Origin of the sequence: Chromobacterium sp. S0633 (genome assembly GCF_024158805.1) — a bacterium.
In the GTDB taxonomy this organism is placed as follows: domain Bacteria; phylum Pseudomonadota; class Gammaproteobacteria; order Burkholderiales; family Chromobacteriaceae; genus Chromobacterium.
The window spans coordinates 1-20350 of record NZ_JAMZGH010000010.1; the positions used below are offsets into that span (position 1 = coordinate 1).

Consider the following 20350-nt stretch of genomic DNA (forward strand, 5'->3'; position numbering starts at 1 on the left):
TGGTCGGAGTGAGAGGATTCGAACCTCCGGCCTCTACGTCCCGAACGTAGCGCTCTACCAGGCTAAGCTACACTCCGTTTTACTGCCTTCAGCGCCAAGCGCCGAGGAGCAGAAATTTACTACATCCAATGCTTTCTGACAAGCTTTTTCTAATTGACTGGTCGGAGTGAGAGGATTCGAACCTCCGGCCTCTACGTCCCGAACGTAGCGCTCTACCAGGCTAAGCTACACTCCGACGACCATCTTCAAGCTTGTCCGAAAACCACCCCGCTGCTGTCTTGGCTGCGGTACAATCTGTGGCATCAGAGGACGCGCATTATGGAACAAATATGTGGTTTAGGCAACTATCTTTTTACCGTTTGAATCAAGACGACGCCCCTAACAACGAACAGCTTTCCGCCGCGCTGGAAAAGCGTCCATTCCAGCATTGCATGGGACTGGACTGGTTCAGCGAGGGCTGGGTGCCCGCCGCCGGCCATCTGGAGGCGCCGGTCTACGCCGTGCGCGGCTGCCAGATGGTGTCTTTGCGCCGCGAGGACAAAGTGCTGCCCTCCTCGGTGATCCGCGACTTCGTCGATTTGAAAGTCGCCGAGATAGAAGACAAGGAGTTGCGCAAGGTGGGCCGCAAGGAAAAGCTGGCCCTGAAAGAGCAGATCACCGACGACCTGCTCCCGCGCGCCTTCGTGCGTAGCAGCCGGATGAGCGCCTATCTGGACACCCGCCGCGGCTGGCTGATGGTGGACTCGGCAGCCGCCAGCAAGGCGGAGGCGCTGGTCTCCAAGCTGCGCGAAGCGCTGCCGCCCTTCCCCGCCGCGCTGCCGCGCACCAAGATCGCCCCGCACACCGCGATGACGGACTGGCTGGCGGCAGGCGAGGCGCCGGCCGGCTTTGAGCTGGATTCCGATTGCGAGCTCAAGGACAGCGGCGAAAACGGCGCGGTAGTGCGTTGCGCGCGCATCGACCTGACCGCGGACGAGATCCGCCAGCACATCGCCACCGGCAAGCAAGTGACCCGGGTTGGCCTGATCTGGCAGGAAAAGATCCGCTTCCAGCTGACCGATATGCTGCAGCTGAAGCGGCTGCAGTTCCTGGACCTGCTGCAAGACGAAGCCAGCCAGGCCGGCGATGACCGTGAAAGCCTGTTCGAAGCCACCTTCACCTTGATGAGCGAAGAACTGGGCGAACTGGTGGACGCGCTGGTCGCCGCGCTGGGCGGCCTGGAAGAAGCGACCAGCCCGGCGGCTGTCGCCCCGTCGCAGGACAAGCAGCCCGCCGTCGTCGACGAAAACTCGGCGGAAGTGCCCTGGGACTAAGAGAGGGTTCGATGCTCGCCGTGCGCGCCGAGGCAAAGCACGGCGAGTGCGACATGCTCTCATGCAGCGTGCGCCGCCCAACTCTTTGACCGCAAGGCCTTGTCTCACTCTGACGAGCGAGACTTGGACCGGCTCGCCGAGCCTTCCCGCCCCCGCAAGCGCTTCACGCTTGCGGGGGCGGCTCTTCATCGCTCCGTTCGCAAGCCTCATAGCAATCAGCTAAGCAGCAAGCAAAAACAATCAATTTAACAAATACAAAGCCTTGAGCGATACTCCGCATACCTTAGCAAGGGAGATCGCAATGAAAACATTCGACTGGCAAGCGCTCTGGCTGGAAGTATGGGCCGGCTTCGCCTGGCTGCAATAGCGCGGCCAACAAAGTCCTGATACCGCCTTACGGCCCCCTGACGGAGCGAAGGATTCCGCCTTTCCCCTCCGCTCCGGCCCCCGGCTTCGACGCCCCCGTTTCAAGCCTTCCGCCACAGCGGCCGCTCCTGCGCGAGCGTTTATTTTGACATTCAAACAAGAATGATTATCATTCAAATATAGGAGCGTCAAATGACCATGTATCGACAACAGCTGAGAAGGTTGAAACGGCAGCCATTGAGCGACAGGCAGAGCAAGCGCAACTGGCGGCGCATCATGGGCGTCCTCATCTTCATTGCCGGCTGTGCCATCCTGCTTGGCGGATTGAGTTAAAACCGGAGTAGGCCGTCCCTTTGCAAGACGAGCCGCCGCATCGCCAAATTGTTTCCAACGAGTAAACAATAAAGCCAATAAACTGCGGTTTATCAGAGAATCGCCGTGGCTTAAGCTGAAGCCATCTCTTGAATGAAAGCTTCAGCCATGACTGCTCGCCTACCTGCGCTGTTCATCTCGCACGGCGCCCCCACCCTGGTGCTGGAAGACAGCCCAAGCCGCCATTTCATCGCCCAGCTGGGAACGGAGTTGCCGCGCCCGCGCGCCATCGTCATCGTTTCCGCGCACTGGGAAACCCGCGGCCTGGTGGTCAACCACAAGCCAAATCCGGAAACCATCCACGACTTCTACGGCTTTCCCGAGGCCCTGTACCAGTTGAATTACCCGGCCCGCACCGATGCGCAGCTCTGCGCGCGCCTGCACGAATTGTTCGCCGCCGCCGGACTGCCGGCGCAAAGCACCGAACAACGCGGACTGGATCACGGCGCCTGGACGCCGCTGATGCTGATGTACCCGCAGGCGGATATCCCCATCGTCAATCTGTCGCTGCCGCATCAGGCGCCGGCCGCTGAACTGATGCGCATCGGCGAGGCGCTGCGCCCGCTGCGCGACGAAGGCGTCCTGATCATCGCCTCCGGCAGCTACACCCACAATCTGCGCGCGCTGGCCCCGGAAGGCTCTGCGCCGGCGCCGTGGGCGCTGGCCTTCCGCGATTGGCTGGACCAGCAGTTGCTGAACGACGCCCGGGACACGCTGGCCGACTGGCTGCAGCAAGCGCCCTATCCGCGCCACAACCATCCCAGCGACGAACACATCGCCCCGCTGTGGGTGGCTCTGGGCGCCGGCACGCCGGGCGCGCCCGCGCTCAAGCTGCACGACGACTGGCGCATGGGCAATCTGTCCATGGCCAGCTGGCGCTTCGACTAGCCGCCCGCCGCCGGCGGCGCCTTGTCGTCGTCGTCCTCGTCTTCGTCGTCCCAACCCAAGGGCTTGACCCCGGGCGGCAGATCCGGCGGCGGCTCGCGCCGGGACAGCCGGATCAGGATGCCCAGCGCCGTCGCCGCCGGCGCGGCGGCGATGAGAATCCAGAACAGGGTGGAATGCATCAAATCCATGTCCGCTCCCATGCAAAACGCCCCGGCCTTAGCCGGGGCGCGATGGCTTGTCCGCCTGCGCTCAGCGTTGGCGCAGCAAACGCGCCGCGTCCAGCGCGAAATAGGTCAGGATGCCGTCCGCTCCGGCGCGCTTGAACGCGATCAGGCTTTCCAGCATGCACTTTTCCTCGTTCAGCCAGCCGTTCTGGAAGGCGGCCTTCAACATCGCGTACTCGCCGGACACCTGATAGGCGAAGGTCGGCACCCGGAACGTGTCTTTCACTCGACGGATCACGTCCAGATAGGGCATGCCCGGCTTGATCATCACCGCGTCGGCGCCCTCTTCCAGATCCTGCGCCACTTCCTGAATCGCTTCGTCCAGATTGGCCGGGTCCATCTGGTAGTTGTTCTTGTCGGCCTTGCCCAGATTGCCGGACGAACCCAAAGCGTCGCGGAAGGGGCCGTAGAAGCCGGACGCGTACTTGGCCGAATACGCCAGAATCTTGGTGTGGATGAAGCCCTCCTCCTCGAAAGCCTCGCGGATCGCGCCGATGCGTCCGTCCATCATGTCGGACGGGCCGAACATGTCCACGCCGGCCTCCGCGTGACAGAGGCCTTGCTTGATCAGGATTTCGGTGGTTTCGTCGTTGAGCACATAGCCGCTCTCGTCCATCACCCCGTCCTGGCCGTGAATGGTGTACGGGTCCAGCGCGCCGTCGGTCATCACGCCCAGCTCGGGGAAGCGTTTTTTCAATTCGCGGACCACGGTCGGCACCAGGCCTTCGGGGTTGTAGGCCTCTTGCGCGCTATTGTCCTTGCCCGATTCGATCACCGGGAACAGCGACAGCATCGGGATGCCCAGTTCCAGCGCCTGTTCGGCGGTGTATAGCAGCTTGTCCAGCGTTTGGCGCGGCGCGCCCGGCATCGACGGCACTTCCACCACCCGGTTCTGCCCTTCCATCACGAATACCGGATAGATCAGATCGTTGGCAGTCAGCACGTTTTCACGCATCAGGCGGCGGGAGAATTCATCTTTGCGCATGCGACGCATGCGGGTGGCGGGAAAATAGCGATTGGCGAAAATCATGACAATTCCATTAGAAGGATTAGCCCGGCCATTGTACGCCTGTTGCCGCCGACCCGCAGCGGATGCCGGCCGGCAAAACAGAGTGTTCTGGATTTTGCACGCCGGCTTTGCGGACAGCGCCGGAAACCGGCCGCCGTCCGCGTTCTCCTGAGCTCAGCGCTTGCGCGGCGCCAGCTCGCCTTCCTCCGCGGCCTTGCCGGCCTGCGCCGCCAATTCCGCGGCCAGATTGTCCTCCGCGCGCCGTCCTTCCCAGTAGGCGGCGTTGACGATGCCCAGCGCTTCCGGATGGAACACCGGGTCCAGGCCGCGCGCTTTCTGCGCCTCATAGTCCCGCAGGCAGGCCAGCGCCGGTTTTTGCATCAAGACGATGGCGATGATGTTGAGCCAGGCCATCAGGCCGACGCCGATATCGCCCAGACCCCAGGCCAGATCCGCGGTCTTGACCGTGCCGTACACCGTTGCCGCCATCAAGGCGATCTTCAACACAAAGCTCAGCCAGGGCAGCTGAATCTTGCGGTTGATGTAGGCGATATTGGTTTCGGCGATGTAGTAGTAGGCGACGATGGTGGTGAAGGCGAAAAAGAACAGCGCCAGCGCCACGAAGATGGAGCCGAAGCCCGGCATGATGCTTTCCATCGCGATCTGCACATAACCCGGCCCCGCCGCCACGCCGGCGATGCCGGTGTACATGGCCTGGCCTTCCGGACCCTGCACATTGTATTGGCCGGTGATCAGCAGCATGAAGGCGGTGGCGGAGCAAACGAACAAGGTGTCGATATAGACCGAAAAGGCTTGCACCAGGCCCTGTTTGGCCGGATGCGACACCGCCGCGGCGCTGGAGGCGTGCGGGCCGGTGCCCTGGCCGGCTTCATTGGAATACACGCCGCGCTTCACCCCCCACTGGATGGCCAGGCCGAGAATGGCGCCGAAACCGGCCTCCATGCCAAACGCGCTTTTCAGCACCAGCGCCATCACGCCGGGCAGCTGCTCGATGTTCAAGGCGATGATTACGCAGGCCACGATGATGTAGCCCAAGGCCATGAAGGGCACCACCGCGCCGGCGAACAGCGCGATGCGCTTGACCCCGCCGAAGATGATGAAGCCCAGAATGATGGCCAGCACCGCCGCGGTGACGGTGGGCGCGATGCCGAAGGCGGTGTTCAGCGAGGCGGCGATGGAATTGGCCTGCACGCCCGGCAACAACACGCCGGTGGCGACGATGGTGGTGATGGCGAACAGCCAGGCGTACCACTTCAAGCCCAGACCCTTCTCGATGTAGAAAGCCGGTCCGCCGCGATACTGGCCGTCGATCTTTTCCTTGTAGACCTGGCCCAGCGTCGATTCGACGAAGGCCGAACTGGCGCCGAGGAAGGCCACCATCCACATCCAGAAGATGGCGCCCGGGCCGCCGAAAGTGATCGCGGTGGCGACGCCGGCGATATTGCCGGTGCCGACGCGGCCGGCCAGCGTCATCGCCAGCGCCTGGAACGAGGACACGCCGCTGGCGCTGCTCTCGGTATTGAACATCAGGCGCAGCATTTCCCGGAAGTGGCGCAATTGCAGGAAACGCGTGCGCACGGACAAGTAAAGACCCACGCCCAGACATAGGTAAATCAGCGCCGGGCTCCAGATGACGCCGTTGACGGCGTTGACCAAATCTTCCATGACATTCTCCTTTGAGCGAAGCCAAGCTCACCGCGCTGATGCAGGGTGGCCCGGATAATTTTTATGTTTTCGCTCCGGAGCGGGGTTCCGGAGCCCCACCAAGATAAGGCCGGATACCGGAACCCTCCAGATAATTCATTTTAAAAAATCGCTCATTACAACAAGTTACTCAAAAATAGTTGACCACCAAAAATATTTATGTTCCAACAAAAAAACGGCAAGCGCGTGCTTGCCGTTTTGTCGTCCGCGACCGCGAGGGTCGCTGAGAGACGTCTTAACCGAAGAAATCCTTCAACTTGTCCATGAAGGACTTGGAGCGCGGATTGTGAGTGGCCACGTCGCCCTGGCTGATGGCGTCGAATTCGCGCAGCAGCTCTTTCTGACGTTCGGTCAGCTTGACCGGAGTTTCCACCACCACATGGCAATGCAGATCGCCGTAATCGGTGCCACGCACCGCTTTCACGCCCTTGCCGCGCAAGCGGTAGACGCGCCCGCTCTGGGTTTCCCCCGCGATCTTGACCTTGGCCATGCCGTCCAGCGTCGGGATTTCCACTTCGCCGCCCAGCGCCGCGGTGGAGAAGGAGATCGGCATCTCGCAATGCAGGTCCATGCCGTCGCGCTGGAACACCGCGTGCGGCTTGATGTGGGTGACCACGTAAAGGTCGCCGGACGGTCCGCCGTTCTGGCCCGGCTCGCCTTCACCGGACAGACGGATGCGGTCGCCCTCGTCCACGCCGGGCGGAATCTTCACGTTCAGCGTTTTGTTGGTCTTTTTCTGGCCCGCGCCGTGGCAGCTGGTGCAGGGATCGGTAATCTGCTTGCCGGTGCCGTGGCAGGTGGGGCAAGTCTGCTGAATGGAGAAGAAGCCCTGGCTCATCCTCACCTGGCCGTGGCCGCCGCAGGTGGAGCAGGTCTTGGGCTGGGTGCCGGGCTTGGCGCCGCTGCCGTGGCAGACTTCGCATTCTTCGTGCGAAGGGATGCGGATCTGCTTCTCGCAGCCGCGGGCCGCCTCTTCCAGCGAGATTTCCATGTTGTAGCGCAGGTCCGCGCCGCGATAGACGTTGGAACGCCCGCCTCCGCCGCCGCCGGAGCGGCCACCGCCGAAGATATCGCTGAAAATGTCGGCGAAGTCGCCGAAACCGCCAAAGCCCGCGCCGCCGCCGGCGCCGGCCTGCGGATCCACGCCGGCATGGCCGAACTGGTCGTAAGCGCCTCGCTTCTGGCTGTCGGACAGAATCTCGTAGGCTTCCTTGACCTCTTTGAACTTCTCTTCCGCTTCCTTGCTGTCCGGATTACGGTCCGGGTGATACTTCATCGCCAGCTTGCGGTAAGCCTTTTTGATGTCGTCGTCGGAGGCGTCGCGGTTGACGCCCAACACATCGTAGTAATCTTTCTTGGACATGTTCCTGTCTCTCTCAAATTCAGTCGGCTCGGGAAGCAAGCCCCCTAGCGCGGCCGGCCACCATACGCCAATGACCGGTCCGGGCCGCGGAACACTCCGGCGGGCCCGGCCCGGTCATCAGGCGTCAAGACATCGGCTGGCGATTAAGCCTTGTCTTTCTTCACTTCTTCGAACTCGGCGTCGACGACGTTGCCGTCTTCCTGCTTGCCGGCCTGAGCGTCCGCGCCGCCCTGCTGGGCACCGGCTTCAGCCTGCTGAGCCTGGGCGTACATGATTTCGCCCAGTTTCTGGCTGGCCTTGGCCAGTTCTTCGGTCTTGGCTTCGATCTCGGCCTTGTCTTCGCTCTTGGCCACTTCCTCGGCCGCCTTCACCGCGTCTTCGATCTTGGCCTTCTCGGCGGCGTCGATCTTGTCGCCGTGCTCGGCCAGCGATTTCTTCACGCTGTGGATCAGACCTTCCGCCTGGTTGCGGGCGGTCACCAGCTCGTGCAGCTTCTTGTCTTCCTCGGCGTTGGCCTCGGCGTCCTTCACCATTTGCTGGATCTCGGCTTCGGACAAACCCGAGGAAGCCTGGATGGTGATGTTGGCCTGCTTGCCGGAAGCCTTGTCCTTGGCCGACACGTGCAGAATGCCGTTGGCGTCGATGTTGAATTCCACTTCGATCTGCGGAATGCCGCGCGGCGCCGGCGGAATGTCGCCCAGATTGAACTGGCCCAGGCTCTTGTTGGCGGAAGCCTTCTCGCGCTCGCCCTGCAGCACGTGGATGGTTACCGCGGTCTGGTTGTCGTCGGCGGTGGAGAACACCTGCGACGCCTTGGTCGGGATGGTGGTGTTCTTCTGGATCAGCTTGGTCATCACGCCGCCCAGGGTTTCAATGCCCAGCGACAGCGGGGTCACGTCCAAGAGCAGCACGTCCTTGCGGTCGCCGGACAGCACCGAACCCTGGATCGCGGCGCCCACGGCCACGGCTTCGTCCGGGTTCACGTCCTTGCGCGGCTCCTTGCCGAAGAACTCCTTAACTTTTTCCTGCACCTTGGGCATGCGGGTCTGGCCGCCGACCAGGATCACGTCGGAGATTTCGTTGACCGACAGGCCGGCATCCTTCAGCGCCACGCGGCACGGCTCGATGGAGCGCTCGACCAGGTCTTCCACCAGGCTTTCGAACTTGGCGCGGGTGATCTTCATCGCCAAGTGTTTCGGGCCGGTGGCGTCCATGGTGATGTAGGGCAGGTTCACTTCGGTCTGAGTCGCGCTGGACAGCTCGATCTTGGCCTTTTCCGCCGCTTCCTTCAGACGCTGCAGCGCCATCACGTCGTTCTTCAGGTCCACGCCCTGTTCGCGCTTGAACTCGGTCACGATGTAGTCGATCACGCGCTGGTCGAAATCTTCGCCGCCCAGGAAGGTGTCGCCGTTGGTCGACAGCACTTCGAACTGGTGCTCGCCGTCCACGTCGGCGATTTCAATGATGGACACGTCGAAAGTGCCGCCGCCCAGGTCGTACACCGCGATCTTGCGGTCGCCTTCCTGCTTGGACAGGCCGAAAGCCAGCGCCGCGGCGGTCGGTTCGTTGATGATGCGCTTCACTTCCAGACCGGCGATGCGGCCGGCGTCCTTGGTGGCCTGACGCTGGCTGTCGTTGAAGTAGGCCGGCACGGTGATCACCGCCTCGGTCACTTCCTCGCCCAGATAGTCTTCCGCGGCCTTCTTCATCTTGCGCAGCACTTCGGCGGAGAGTTGCGGCGGAGCCAGTTCCTGGTCGCGCACTTTGACCCAGGCGTCGCCGTTCTTGGCTTTCAGGATTTCGAAAGGCATCAGGTCGATGTCTTTCTGCACTTCCTTGTCTTCGAAGCGGCGGCCGATCAGGCGCTTGGCGGCGTAAATGGTGTTGCGCGGGTTGGTCACCGCCTGGCGTTTGGCCGGCGCGCCGACCAGGATTTCGCCATCGTCCATGTAGGCGATGATGGACGGAGTGGTGCGAGCGCCTTCGGCGTTCTCGATCACTTTGGGCGCGCCGCCCTCCACGACCGATACGCAGGAGTTGGTGGTGCCCAAGTCGATGCCAATGATTTTACCCATGTCGAAGTTCCTTTATCTCAATTCGTTTCAGCGGCCATTTGTTCGATAGCGACCGCCTGTTGTCTCAATAGGTATTGGCTATGCCCATTATTTCAAGAGGAGCACGCCGCCCTTTTTTATGCTTTTGCCTTGGCGACCACGACCATGGCCGGACGCAATACGCGATCGGAGATCTGGTAGCCTTTTTGCATCACGCGCACGATGGTGTTGGGTTCGGCGTCGGCCTCTTCCGCGCTCATCGCCTGGTGCTGATGCGGGTCCAGCTTGTCGCCGGTCTGGGGAGCGATGTCCTTGATCTGCGCCTTGTCGAAGGCGGACACCAATTGCTTCAGCGTCATGTCCACGCCCATCTTCAGGGTGTCGATCTGGCCGCTCTGGTCCAGCAGCGCCATTTCCAGATAGTCCTTCACCGACACCAGCTCGCCGGCGAACTTGGAGATTGCGTATTTGTGCGCGGCGGCCACGTCTTCCTGCCCGCGGCGGCGCTGGTTTTCCAGATCGGCGCGGGCGCGCAGCAGCGCGTCCTTCAGTTCGGCCACTTCCGCGTCCAGCGCGGCGATGCGTTGCTCCGCGCTCAGCTCTTGCTCTACGGCCTGCTCCGCCACCGTCGCGTCGATATTGTCATTGTCCACGGCGTCTGCCGCGATGTTTTGCTTGTCCTGCATGGCGATTCCTCGGATTTGGATTCAGCGGTACGAATAGTCCCGACTCAAGGTAGGGGCTTCGTCGCGGAATTCAAGCCCTGAGAACGACTGAACGGCTTCAGACCGTCATCCTAGGCGTCCCAAACCCCGATGTGCGTTTGCGGACTTTTATTTTCTAAAAGCAAACGCTTGAGCGAGTCGCAATATTCGTTTTAGGAAAGTTGCTGTTAGCTTTTGAAAATCAAACATTTTCTTTGTGCTGCACTGCACACAAGCGTTTTTATTTGTGCTAATAATTGAGCCACACCCGCAAGTGCTCCGCCCGAACAGCCGCTATCCGCAAGGCTGACACGGCGGACATGCCGAGCCGGCCCCATGAGGGCCGACCGCAAGAAAATCCGGAAAACCGGATAGCCAGATCGCTTAATGAGGACGCCGGCGTCTGCCGGCGCGCACAGAAACGTATCGAGAAGGGTTTTAGCATGACGACTCGCGAACAACGCATTGCAGCCATCCAGAAAGACTGGAACGAGAATCCCCGCTGGAAAGGCATCAAGCGCGGCTACAGCGCCGCCGATGTGGAGCGCCTGCGCGGCTCGTTGCAGATTGAGTACTCCTTGGCGCGCAACGGCGCGGACAAGCTGTGGGGCCTGCTCCACAGCGAGCCGTACATCAACTGTCTGGGCGCGCTGACCGGCGGTCAGGCCATGCAGCAGGTCAAGGCCGGCGTCAAGGCCATCTATCTGTCCGGCTGGCAAGTGGCCGCAGACAACAATGAATACTCGGCGATGTATCCGGACCAGTCGCTTTATCCGGTTGACTCGGTGCCCAAGGTGGTGGAACGCATCAACAACGCCTTCACCCGCGCCGACGAAATCCAGCATTCCAAGGGCGTGGCCCAGGGCGACGCCGGCTTCATAGACTACTTCGCCCCCATCGTGGCGGACGCCGAAGCCGGCTTCGGCGGCGTGCTGAACGCCTATGAGCTGATGAAGGCGATGATACGCGCCGGCGCCGGCGGCGTGCACTTCGAGGACCAGCTGGCCTCGGTGAAGAAGTGCGGCCACATGGGCGGCAAAGTGCTGGTGCCCACTCAGGAAGCGGTGCAGAAGCTGATCGCCGCGCGCCTGGCCGCCGACGTCTACGGCGTGCCCACCCTGGTGATCGCCCGCACCGACGCCGAAGCCGCCGATCTCTTGACCAGCGATTGCGACGAGCGCGACCGCCCCTTCCTGACCGGCGAGCGCACCGCCGAAGGCTTCTACAAGACCAAGAAGGGTCTGGAGCAGGCGATCAGCCGCGCCATCGCCTACGCCGACTACGCCGATCTGGTCTGGTGCGAGACCGGCACTCCGGATCTGGAGTTCGCGCGCAAGTTCGCCGAAGCGGTGCACGCCAAGCATCCGGGCAAGCTGCTGGCCTACAACTGCTCACCGTCCTTCAACTGGAAGAAGAATCTGGACGACGCCACCATCGCCAAATTCCAGCGCGAGCTGGGCGCGATGGGCTATAAGTACCAGTTCATCACTTTGGCCGGCATCCACAATATGTGGTACAACATGTACGACTTGGCGCAAGATTACGTTGCCCGCGGCATGTCCGCCTATGTCGAGAAAGTGCAGGAGCCGGAGTTCGCCGCTCGCGAGCGCGGCTACACCTTCGTGTCCCACCAGCAGGAAGTGGGCACCGGCTACTTCGACGACGTCACCACCGTGATCCAGGGCGGCCAGTCCAGCGTCACCGCGCTGACCGGTTCCACCGAGGAAGAGCAGTTCCACTAAACCGCCGCCGTTCACGCCGGGAAAACGCCCACATCCGTGGGCGTTTTTATTTGCCAGCTGCTGCGCTGCAAAAAAGCCACAGCCATTTCTACAATAAGTAGAATAAAATCACTCAAACACTGCAAAAATAGACGTATCGTCCAGTATTTTCCTAGAAATATTAGACCACTGCATTACAAACCCCGCTATAACAGACTTTATGTCAGCATGATTTTGAAAAGCGTCACGATGCGCCCTACCAAGAAGGAGCTTTCATGCTGATAGATCCCAGTACCCGCTATACGGCCTTTCAATCCTGGCCCCTGCCCAACCGGCAATGGCCCAACCGCCAAACCAAGCAGGCTCCGATCTGGCTCAGCACCGATCTGAGAGACGGCAATCAAGCGCTGGCAGAGCCGATGTCCATCCGGCAGAAGTTAGGCTTCTTTCATTTATTGCTGCGCTGTGGCTTCAAAGAGATTGAAGTCGCCTTCCCCGCCGCCTCGCAAACCGAATTCGACTTCGTTCGCCTGCTGATCGAAGACGGCCATGTCCCGGACGATGTCACCCTGCAGGTCATCACCCAATCCCGGCCAGACTTGATCGACCGCACCATGGCGTCCTTGCGCGGCGCTCGGCGCGCCATCGTCCATCTCTACAACGCCAGCGCGCCGATCTGGCGCGAGCAGGTCTTCGGCCTGGAACAAGAGGGGGTTATCCGCTTGGCGGTGGACGGCTGCCTTCAGATCAAGGCCTTGTGCGCGGCAAGGCCGGAAACCGAGTGGCTTTTCCAGTATTCGCCGGAAACCTTCTCCGCCACCGAACCCGACTTTGCACTGGAGATTTGCTGTGCGGTCATCGACGCCTGGCAGCCAAGTCCACAGGCCAAGATGATTCTTAACCTGCCGGCCACGGTTGAAATGTCCACGCCCAACACTTATGCAGACCAGATCGAGTGGATGAGCCGCCGTTTACCCCACCGGGACAGCTTGATTCTCAGCGTGCATCCACACAACGACCGTGGCACCGGGGTTGCCGCAGCCGAACTGGCGCTGCTGGCCGGAGCCGAGCGGGTCGAAGGCTGTTTGTTCGGCAACGGGGAGCGTACCGGCAATGTCGACCTTTTGACGCTTGCGCTCAATCTTTACAGCCAGGGCATTGCACCCCGGCTGGATTTTTCGGATATAGACAGCGTGCGTCGGCAAGTGGAGGACTTCCTCCAATTAGCCGTGCACCCTCGTCATCCTTACGCTGGCGAATTGGTCTACACCGCCTTTTCCGGCTCCCATCAGGACGCCATCAAGAAAGGATTCGCCCGGCAGCGGGCCGAAGCGCCATGGCGCGTACCCTATCTGCCTCTGGATCCAGCTGACGTCGGACGCAGCTACGAGGCGGTGATTCGCGTCAACAGCCAGTCAGGCAAGGGAGGAATCAGTTGGTTGTTGGAACGCCATTACGGTTTGCAACTGCCGCGCGCGCTGCAGCAGGACTTCAGTCAACTGGCGCAAGAAGCCGCCGACAGCAGCGGCAAAGAACTGGCTCCTCAGCAGCTTTATCGCCTGTTCCGCCAAACCTACCTCCCATCGGAACAAAGCTGGCGCTATCTGAGCCACCAATTGGAAAGCGAGTCTTCCGGCCTGGTCCGGCTCAAACTGGAGGCCGTGCATCAAGGCAAATCCTTGCGTTTGGAGGGCAGCGGCAATGGCGTGATCAGCGCCCTGCTCGCCGCCTTGCCCGAAACGCTGCAAGTACAGGACTACCATGAGCATGCTCTCGGCGCGGGAGCCAACGCCAGCGCCATTTGTTATATCCGGCTCATGTTCCAAGATGGATTCAGTCTATACGCGGCAGCCGAGGACAACGATGTGCCCCGCGCCGCCATCCGTGCGGTCATGGCCGGCCTTAACCGGGCAACGCTGAGGACAGGCCAAGCCGATGGGATTGTTTAATTCAACTAAATAATTAATTCATCCGGCGGCGCTTTTTCAATTCTTCATCATCGCCAATACTGGGCAAAGGCCTGCCGCGCGGCAGGCCTTTCTTAATTCACGGCAATATGAAAGGCCCGTCATGGCAAAAGTCGTCGTCGTTTATCACTCCGGTTACGGTCACACCCAGCAAGTGGCCCAGCATGTCGCCGCCGGCGCCAGTGCGCAGTTGCTGGCCATCGACACCGAGGGCAATCTACCCGCCGGCGCCTGGGATCTGCTGAACAGCGCCGACGCCATCATCTTCGGCTCGCCCACCTATATGGGCAGCCCGAGCTGGCAGTTCAAGAAATTCGCCGACGCCAGTTCCAAGGTCTGGTTCACCCGCGGCTGGCAGGACAAGGTGTTCGGGGGCTTCACCAATAGCGCCAGCCTGAACGGCGACAAGCAGGTTTCGCTGATCTATCTGCAAACCCTGGCGTCCCAGCACGGCGGTCTGTGGGTCAGCCTGGGCCTGCTGCCCAGCAACGCCAAGAACGCCAGCCGCGAGGACATCAACAATCTGGGCGGCTCGGTGGGCCTGCTGGTGCAATCCCCGTCCGACGCCAGCGTCGACGAAATCCCGCAAGGCGATCTGGACACCGCCAAGGCCTACGGCCAGCGCGTGGCCGGCATCGCCGCCAAATTGCGCGGTTAAGAGCTCGTTCAGACAAGTCAAAGGGGGCCAAGCGGCCCCCTTTTTTCTTGCCCGCGCCCCACGCTCAGCCGCACGCGGCCAGTTGCTCCAGCAGCTTCTGGTGAATGCCGCCGAAGCCGCCGTTGCTCATCACCAGCACATGGTCGCCGGGGCGGGCCGCGGCGGCCACCGCTTGCAGCAACGCGTCGAAATCGTTGAAGGTCTGCGCGCGCTCGCCCAGCTCGGCCAAGGCCTCGCCGGGATTCCAGCCCAGATTGGCGGCGGAGCAGAACACCAGATCGGCGTCGGCCAGAGAGGCCGGCAGCGCCGCCTTCATCGTGCCCAGCTTCATGGTGTTGGAGCGCGGCTCCAGCACCGCCAAGATGCGCTCGCCGCCCACCTTGTGACGCAAGCCGGCCAGGGTGGTGGCGATGGCGGTGGGATGATGGGCGAAGTCGTCGTACACCGTGACGCCGGCCGCCACGCCGCGCACTTCCATACGCCGCTTGACGTTCTGGAAGCGCGACAGCGCGTCGATGGCGCTGCTCACCGCCACGCCGACATGGCGGGCGGCGGCAATCGCCGCCAGCGCGTTCAGACGATTGTGTTCGCCCATCAGATCCCAGCGCACCCGGCCCTGAAGCCGGCCGTCGAGCAGCACGTCGAAGTGGCCGTTGGCCTCCGCCACGCCCAGCTGCCAGCCGGCGTCCGCGCCGAAGCGCTCCACCGGCGTCCAGCAGCCGCGCTCCAGCACTCGATCCAGGCTGGCCTCGCGGCCGTTGCTGACGATCAGGCCCTGGCCCGGCACCGTGCGCACCAGGTGATGAAACTGGGTTTCTATCGCCGCCAGGTCGGCGAAGATGTCGGCGTGGTCGAACTCCAGATTGTTCAGCACCGCGGTGCGCGGCCGGTAATGAACGAATTTGGAGCGCTTGTCGAAGAAGGCGGTATCGTATTCGTCGGCCTCGATCACAAAGAAGGGGCTGACGCTGGCCGCGTCCTGGCGCGGCGCGCCGGGCAGGCGCGCCGACACGCCGAAGTTCTGCGGAATACCGCCGATCAAGAAGCCCGGCGCCAGGCCGGCATCCTCCAGTATCCAGGCCAGCATCGAGCTGGTGGTGGTCTTGCCGTGAGTGCCGGCCACCGCCAGCACCCACAAATCCTTGAGCACGTTTTCCGCCAGCCACTGCGGGCCGGAAATATACGGCAGCCCGCGGTTGAGGATTTCCTCCATCAGCGGCTTGCCGCGCGTCACCACATTGCCCACCACGAAGATGTCCGCGCCGATATCGGCCTGCTCCGCGCCGAAGCCCTGAATCAGCTCGATGCCAATGGCTTCCAGCTGGGTGCTCATCGGCGGGTAAACATTGGCGTCGCAGCCGGTGACCTTGTGACCGGCCTGTTTGGCGATAGCGGCGATGCCCCCCATGAAGGTGCCGCAAATGCCCAGGATATGGATGTGCATAGTTCGGTTCAGCGTATTGAAACGGCAAAACGGCAAGCATACCGGAAAGCGGCCGCCGCCGACATCCAGGCTCGCCAGCCGGGGCGCGGCCGGCCGCGCCTGTCCTTCGGATCAGGCCCGTCCGACAAAACATGACATTCAGCTTAAACGGCGTCAATCTAGAACTAGGCTGAATTGGCCGCCCTGCAACTGTTCATGGGCAAACACGCCAATTCGGAGACCAAGATGAATATGCTCAAAGCTCGCTTCGCTCCCTTTCCGCTGGGCCTCGCCGCGCTGCTGCTCGCGGCGCCCGGCCATGGCGAAGACCTCCCGCAGATAGACAACCCGCCGCGGCTGCTGGCTATCCCGACCGCTCAGCCCGCCGGCGCGCTCAATACCGCCGCCCTGCTCCGCGCGCCGCTGGAGCTTGACCAGCCGCAGGCCGCCCCGCGCGAAGTCGCCTACGATCTGGACATCCGCTATCGCTACGGCTGGATTCGCAATCCTTCGCTGGAACGCCCCGGGCAGATCCATTACGACAAGGTCGCACTGCGCAGCTACCTGCCCGGCGCGCTCAGCCCGGTCGCAACGCCGGCATCCTCTCAGCCCAGCGCCACGCCCTTCATCGCCCCGCTGATCGAGGTCTACCCCGGACAAACCGTGCGCATCGGCCTGAACAACAAGCTGAACCGCGACGCCGACGGCAAACCCATCCGCGACCCCAGCTGTACCGACCAGGGCGGCAGCGGCAACCAGCCCCATTGTTTCAACGGCACCAATCTGCATACCCACGGGCTCTGGATCAATCCGGCGGGCAATAGCGACAATGTGCTGATCTCCATCAATCCCGGCGTCAGCTTCCAGTACGAGTACAACATTCCGCCCGATCACCCGGCCGGCACCTTCTGGTATCACACCCATCGCCACGGCTCCACCGCGCTGCAAGTGTCCAGCGGCATGGCCGGCGCGCTGATCGTACGCGGCACGCGGCAACCCACCCAGCAACAGAACGGCGACATCGACACCCTGCTGCGGCCCTATGCCGGGGTCAACTTCCGCGAACGGGTGCTGGTGTTTCAGCAGATCCAGTACGCCTGCCGCTTCAAGACCGGACAATACAAGGGCATGATCAAGACCTACGGCAACACCGCCACCCCGCCCAATGAGGAGGACCAACGCTATCGCTGCGACGGCGACGACGTGGGCGGCATAGAAGGCTACGACCAGTTCGGCCCCAAGACCTGGCAAGAGTCCGGCCGCTACACCAGCATCAACGGCGTGGTCTTGGGCAAGATGGCCCAGGCGCGGGCCGGCGACGTGGAACGCTGGAGAATGGTGCACGCCGGCGTGCGCGACACCATCAACCTGAAACTGCGCCGCCTCAGCGACAATGCGCCGCCGCTGGCCGGCCTGTTCGCCAGGCAGATGGACGATTACGTCGCCCGCTATTGCAGCAGCGGCACGGAGCTGGACCTGCCCTTGATCGCCGCAGACGGCCTGACCATGGGCAAGGTGCAAACCCGCAAGAGCGTGGTGTTCCAGCCCGGCTATCGCTGGGACGCTCTGGTGTCCTTCCCCAACGCCGGCAAATACTGCCTGATCAACGACGTCAAGGTCAGCAGCACCATAGACCGCTCGGCGCCGTCGGCCCGCTTGCTGGGCGTGGTGGACGTTGCGCCCGGCCAGGCTTCGCGTCCGTTGCAGGAGGTGTTGATCGGCGCCGCCCGCGCCCACTTCCCGCCCGCCGTCGCCACCAAGGTCAGCGCGGAACTGCGCAACGGGATGAAGCTGAGCAGCTTTGTGCCGCATCCGGACATAAGCCCTCAGGAAGTGACGGGAACCCAGACGCTGACGTTCAACATCGACGTATCCCAACCCGGCGCCGCCTTCTTCCAGGTGGACGGCAAACCCTATGCCGGCGAACGCATAGACCGCACCCTGAAGCTGGGCGGCGTGGACGAGTGGACGCTGCGCTCCGACTTCGTCAGCCACCCCTACCATATCCACGTCAACCCGTTCCAGATCGTCAAGATAGTAGACCCCAAGGGCAAGGACATTAGCGCGGAAGGCGCGCCGGATTCGATGGACCCGGGCGATACGCAATACAGCGGCCTGAGAAACGTCTGGAAAGACACTTTATGGGTGAAAAACATCGAAGCCAGCAATGATCCGAAAATTGCCGCGGCCGGCCGCTACACCATCACCATCCGCACCCGCTATCAGCGCTATATCGGCGACTTCGTGCTGCATTGCCATATCCTGGATCACGAGGACCAGGGCATGATGCAGAATATTCGCATCGCGCTGCCGGACGGCAGGGGCGGCACCGCCCTCGGCCATCATTGACCGGCCCGCCATGAAAAAAGCCCGCGACAGCGGGCTTTTTTACCGAAGGACGGCCGACTCAGAAGAAAATCAGCGTCATCAGCACGAACAGCGGCAGCAAGATGACGCAGGACCAACCCAGATAGCCGAAGAAGCTCGGCATCTTCACATGGCGGTGCTCGGCGATGGCCTTGACCATGAAGTTGGGCGCATTGCCGATATAGGTGTTGGCGCCCATGAACACCGCGCCCATGGAGATCGCCAGCAGAGTGTCCGCCATCGGCCCCATCAGCACTTGGGCGTCGCCGTGGGCCAGGTTGAAGAACACCAGATAGGTGGGCGCATTGTCCAGGAAGCTGGACAGGATGCCGGTCATCCAGAAATACATCGCGTTGACCGGCTGGCCGTTGGCGTCGGACACCATGTGCACCAGGCCGGCCAGGTGGCCGTCGGCGCCGGCTCGCAGGATGGCGATCACCGGACCGATGGTGATGAAGATGCCGGCGAACAGCTTGCCCACTTCCAGGATGGGATCCCAGTTGAATTCATTGCCGGCGCGCACCTGCTTGGGCGTGATCCACAGCGAAGCGAAGGCCAGGCCGATCAGCGCCAGATCGCGGACGATGTTCTGCAACTCCACAGGGGTGCCCATGATGTCGAACACCACGCCCGGCTTCCAGACGCCGGACATCAGCACCGCGCCGACGATGCCGGCCAGCAGGAAGAGATTGCGCTTGCCGTGCAGCTTGATCGGCTTGTCCTTGGAACGGTCGATTTCCGGCAGCGCGCCCGCCTGCGCTTCCTTCTTGAAGAAATAGCTGTCCAGCGCGTAGAAAATGGCCAGCAGCGCCAGCGACAACACCAACACCGGCAGCGCCATATGCTGCACCGTCCAGCCGAAGCTGACGCCTTTGAGGAAGCCCAGGAACAGCGGCGGGTCGCCCAGCGGGGTCAGACCGCCGCCGATATTGGCCACCAGGAAGATGAAGAACACCACCACGTGCACATTGTGCTTGCGCTTCTCGTTGGCGCGCAGCAGGGGGCGGATCAGCAGCATCGCCGCGCCGGTGGTGCCCATGATGGAGGCCAGCGCCGTGCCTATCGCCAGAATGGCGGTGTTGAGTTTGGGCGAACCGTGCAAGGAGCCCCACACCAGGATGCCGCCGGACACGGTGTACAGCGAGAACAGCAGCACGATGAAGGGTATGTATTCGCCGAACAGCGCGTGGACGATCAGCGCCGTCGAAGTGCCCAGGCCGTAAGACACGGCGAAGGGCGCCAGGAACAGCACGGTCCACACCGCGGTGATCTTGCCGAAGTGATGGTGCCAGATGCCTGGCGCGAATATGGGGAACAGCGCGATGGACAGCAGAATGCCGGCGAACGGCAGCCCCCAGGCCAGGCTCAGCGTGGCGCCGTCCAGTTCGGCGGCTTGCGCCAGCGCCGGCAGCAGGGCCAGCGCGGCGGCGCTCAAGAGTGTTTTGGTCATTTATCTTCCCGAGGGCATGACGCCCATTGATAAAAGCGCCATCGCCTGCTTCAAGACGAGCTTGGACAGGCTATGCAAAGTATGGATTCCGGCGATATTGTTGAAGCGCAAGAGCAGCCGGATGCCCTTGCGCTGACGCTTCCCAGTCAGGCCGGCATGCATCCGCGCGGCGCGGAAGCGGCGCGCTTGATTTAGGCCCAAACGGTTACAAAGCGTTACATCGTCCCATAACTCGGGCAGTCCGGACAAGGAAAACCGGTATCGGAAGCAAGTGTTTTTGCGCGATTGCCACGCTAATTAAGCATTTGATGAAACAAGGCCGGCGGCGCTACGCCGTCGGCCTTGTCTGCGGAGACGAACGCCTCAGCGCTGGATGAATTCGATCTTGTAGCCGTCCGGGTCTTCGACGAAGGCGATCACCGTGGTGCCGTGCTTCATCGGACCGGCTTCGCGCGTCACCTTGCCGCCCTTGGCGCGCACCATGTCACAGGCGGCGTAAGCGTCCGGCACTTCGATGGCGATGTGGCCGTAAGCGTTGCCCAACTCGTAGGAGTCGGTGTCCCAGTTGTGGGTCAGCTCCAGCACTGTCTGCTCTTCTTCCGCGCCGTAGCCGACAAAGGCCAGGGTGAAGCGGCCGTCCGGATAATCCTGGCGACGCAGCAATTTCATATCGAGCACTTCCTGGTAAAACGCCAGCGAGCGCTCCAGATTGCCCACTCGCAGCATGGTGTGCAGTAAACGCATCA

At 62.2% G+C, this 20350-nt stretch carries 17 protein-coding genes and 2 tRNA genes; 7 read left to right on the forward strand and 12 right to left on the reverse strand.

Going from position 1 to position 20350, the window contains the following annotated elements:
* A tRNA-Pro gene (locus NK214_RS09105) sits at nucleotides 1-77 on the reverse strand.
* Between the two features lie 81 nt (nucleotides 78-158).
* Nucleotides 159-235 (reverse strand) — tRNA-Pro (locus NK214_RS09110).
* Nucleotides 236-329: 94 nt separating this feature from the next.
* Between NK214_RS09110 and NK214_RS09115 the strand changes: the two genes are divergently transcribed.
* The 3 genes from NK214_RS09115 to NK214_RS09125 all read left to right on the forward strand — a co-directional run bounded on the left by NK214_RS09115 (nucleotide 330) and on the right by NK214_RS09125 (nucleotide 2939).
* Nucleotides 330-1313 carry a recombination-associated protein RdgC gene (locus NK214_RS09115; RefSeq protein WP_107798314.1) on the forward strand — a complete coding sequence of 328 codons (984 nt, stop codon included), beginning with the start codon at nucleotides 330-332 and terminating at the stop codon, nucleotides 1311-1313.
* A gap of 558 nt (nucleotides 1314-1871) precedes the next feature.
* On the forward strand, nucleotides 1872-2012 hold the full coding sequence (locus NK214_RS09120; RefSeq protein ID WP_158274229.1) for a hypothetical protein: 141 nt from the start codon (nucleotides 1872-1874) through the stop codon (nucleotides 2010-2012).
* Nucleotides 2013-2159: 147 nt separating this feature from the next.
* Nucleotides 2160-2939, forward strand: coding sequence for a class III extradiol ring-cleavage dioxygenase (locus NK214_RS09125; protein ID WP_227107143.1), 780 nt, complete (start codon nucleotides 2160-2162; stop codon nucleotides 2937-2939).
* Here NK214_RS09125 and NK214_RS09130 read toward each other — a convergent pair.
* The 6 genes from NK214_RS09130 to grpE all read right to left on the reverse strand — a co-directional run bounded on the left by NK214_RS09130 (nucleotide 2936) and on the right by grpE (nucleotide 10000).
* The gene (locus tag NK214_RS09130; protein ID WP_253314285.1) at nucleotides 2936-3127 is read right to left on the reverse strand and encodes a hypothetical protein; all 192 of its coding nucleotides are present in this window, start codon (nucleotides 3125-3127) and stop codon (nucleotides 2936-2938) included. The genes NK214_RS09125 and NK214_RS09130 overlap by 4 nt on opposite strands.
* A gap of 61 nt (nucleotides 3128-3188) precedes the next feature.
* Entirely contained in the window at nucleotides 3189-4193 is a 1005-nt protein-coding gene (hemB, locus tag NK214_RS09135; RefSeq protein WP_107798311.1) for a porphobilinogen synthase, read from the reverse strand.
* 153 nt (nucleotides 4194-4346) lie between these two features.
* On the reverse strand, nucleotides 4347-5858 hold the full coding sequence (locus NK214_RS09140; RefSeq protein ID WP_107798310.1) for a sodium:alanine symporter family protein: 1512 nt from the start codon (nucleotides 5856-5858) through the stop codon (nucleotides 4347-4349).
* 274 nt (nucleotides 5859-6132) lie between these two features.
* Nucleotides 6133-7260, reverse strand: coding sequence for a molecular chaperone DnaJ (dnaJ, locus tag NK214_RS09145; protein ID WP_107798309.1), 1128 nt, complete (start codon nucleotides 7258-7260; stop codon nucleotides 6133-6135).
* Nucleotides 7261-7403: 143 nt separating this feature from the next.
* Nucleotides 7404-9335, reverse strand: coding sequence for a molecular chaperone DnaK (dnaK, locus tag NK214_RS09150; protein ID WP_107798308.1), 1932 nt, complete (start codon nucleotides 9333-9335; stop codon nucleotides 7404-7406).
* A 116-nt stretch (nucleotides 9336-9451) separates the two neighbouring features.
* Entirely contained in the window at nucleotides 9452-10000 is a 549-nt protein-coding gene (grpE, locus tag NK214_RS09155; RefSeq protein WP_253314286.1) for a nucleotide exchange factor GrpE, read from the reverse strand.
* A gap of 461 nt (nucleotides 10001-10461) precedes the next feature.
* Here grpE and aceA point away from each other — a divergent pair, with 461 nt between their 5' ends.
* From aceA to NK214_RS09170, 3 genes are all read left to right on the forward strand, one after another.
* Complete coding sequence (aceA, locus tag NK214_RS09160; protein ID WP_019101049.1) at nucleotides 10462-11760, forward strand: isocitrate lyase; 1299 nt, start codon at nucleotides 10462-10464, stop codon at nucleotides 11758-11760.
* Between the two features lie 254 nt (nucleotides 11761-12014).
* Complete coding sequence (leuA, locus tag NK214_RS09165; RefSeq protein ID WP_253314287.1) at nucleotides 12015-13688, forward strand: 2-isopropylmalate synthase; 1674 nt, start codon at nucleotides 12015-12017, stop codon at nucleotides 13686-13688.
* A 121-nt stretch (nucleotides 13689-13809) separates the two neighbouring features.
* Nucleotides 13810-14364 carry a flavodoxin family protein gene (locus NK214_RS09170; protein ID WP_253314288.1) on the forward strand — a complete coding sequence of 185 codons (555 nt, stop codon included), beginning with the start codon at nucleotides 13810-13812 and terminating at the stop codon, nucleotides 14362-14364.
* Nucleotides 14365-14428: 64 nt separating this feature from the next.
* On the opposite strand, the gene mpl is transcribed toward NK214_RS09170, so the two are convergent.
* The gene (gene mpl / locus NK214_RS09175; protein ID WP_253314289.1) at nucleotides 14429-15808 is read right to left on the reverse strand and encodes a UDP-N-acetylmuramate:L-alanyl-gamma-D-glutamyl-meso-diaminopimelate ligase; all 1380 of its coding nucleotides are present in this window, start codon (nucleotides 15806-15808) and stop codon (nucleotides 14429-14431) included.
* A 225-nt stretch (nucleotides 15809-16033) separates the two neighbouring features.
* Here mpl and NK214_RS09180 point away from each other — a divergent pair, with 225 nt between their 5' ends.
* On the forward strand, nucleotides 16034-18136 hold the full coding sequence (locus NK214_RS09180) for a multicopper oxidase family protein (protein WP_253314290.1): 2103 nt from the start codon (nucleotides 16034-16036) through the stop codon (nucleotides 18134-18136).
* A 58-nt stretch (nucleotides 18137-18194) separates the two neighbouring features.
* On the opposite strand, the gene NK214_RS09185 is transcribed toward NK214_RS09180, so the two are convergent.
* From NK214_RS09185 to gloA, 3 genes are all read right to left on the reverse strand, one after another.
* Entirely contained in the window at nucleotides 18195-19604 is a 1410-nt protein-coding gene (locus NK214_RS09185; protein WP_107798304.1) for a sodium:proton antiporter, read from the reverse strand.
* Nucleotides 19605-19853 (reverse strand): hypothetical protein, encoded by a 249-nt coding sequence (locus tag NK214_RS09190; RefSeq protein ID WP_253314291.1) that lies wholly within the window; start codon nucleotides 19851-19853, stop codon nucleotides 19605-19607. It lies immediately after the preceding gene.
* Between the two features lie 114 nt (nucleotides 19854-19967).
* Nucleotides 19968-20348, reverse strand: coding sequence for a lactoylglutathione lyase (gene gloA / locus NK214_RS09195; RefSeq protein WP_227108547.1), 381 nt, complete (start codon nucleotides 20346-20348; stop codon nucleotides 19968-19970).
* Between the last annotated feature and the right edge of the window lie 2 nt (nucleotides 20349-20350).

Bases quoted from the DNA above. Each gene is read 5' to 3' on its own strand.
- NK214_RS09115 (WP_107798314.1), top strand. From the start codon at position 330: ATGTGGTTTAGGCAACTATCTTTTTACCGTTTGAATCAAGACGACGCC.
- NK214_RS09120 (WP_158274229.1), top strand. From the start codon at position 1,872: ATGACCATGTATCGACAACAGCTGAGAAGGTTGAAACGGCAGCCATTG.
- NK214_RS09125 (WP_227107143.1), top strand. From the start codon at position 2,160: ATGACTGCTCGCCTACCTGCGCTGTTCATCTCGCACGGCGCCCCCACC.
- NK214_RS09130 (WP_253314285.1), bottom strand. From the start codon at position 3,127: ATGGATTTGATGCATTCCACCCTGTTCTGGATTCTCATCGCCGCCGCG.
- hemB (WP_107798311.1), bottom strand. From the start codon at position 4,193: ATGATTTTCGCCAATCGCTATTTTCCCGCCACCCGCATGCGTCGCATG.
- NK214_RS09140 (WP_107798310.1), bottom strand. From the start codon at position 5,858: ATGGAAGATTTGGTCAACGCCGTCAACGGCGTCATCTGGAGCCCGGCG.
- dnaJ (WP_107798309.1), bottom strand. From the start codon at position 7,260: ATGTCCAAGAAAGATTACTACGATGTGTTGGGCGTCAACCGCGACGCC.
- dnaK (WP_107798308.1), bottom strand. From the start codon at position 9,335: ATGGGTAAAATCATTGGCATCGACTTGGGCACCACCAACTCCTGCGTA.
- grpE (WP_253314286.1), bottom strand. From the start codon at position 10,000: ATGCAGGACAAGCAAAACATCGCGGCAGACGCCGTGGACAATGACAAT.
- aceA (WP_019101049.1), top strand. From the start codon at position 10,462: ATGACGACTCGCGAACAACGCATTGCAGCCATCCAGAAAGACTGGAAC.
- leuA (WP_253314287.1), top strand. From the start codon at position 12,015: ATGCTGATAGATCCCAGTACCCGCTATACGGCCTTTCAATCCTGGCCC.
- NK214_RS09170 (WP_253314288.1), top strand. From the start codon at position 13,810: ATGGCAAAAGTCGTCGTCGTTTATCACTCCGGTTACGGTCACACCCAG.
- mpl (WP_253314289.1), bottom strand. From the start codon at position 15,808: ATGCACATCCATATCCTGGGCATTTGCGGCACCTTCATGGGGGGCATC.
- NK214_RS09180 (WP_253314290.1), top strand. From the start codon at position 16,034: ATGAATATGCTCAAAGCTCGCTTCGCTCCCTTTCCGCTGGGCCTCGCC.
- NK214_RS09185 (WP_107798304.1), bottom strand. From the start codon at position 19,604: ATGACCAAAACACTCTTGAGCGCCGCCGCGCTGGCCCTGCTGCCGGCG.
- gloA (WP_227108547.1), bottom strand. From the start codon at position 20,348: ATGCGTTTACTGCACACCATGCTGCGAGTGGGCAATCTGGAGCGCTCG.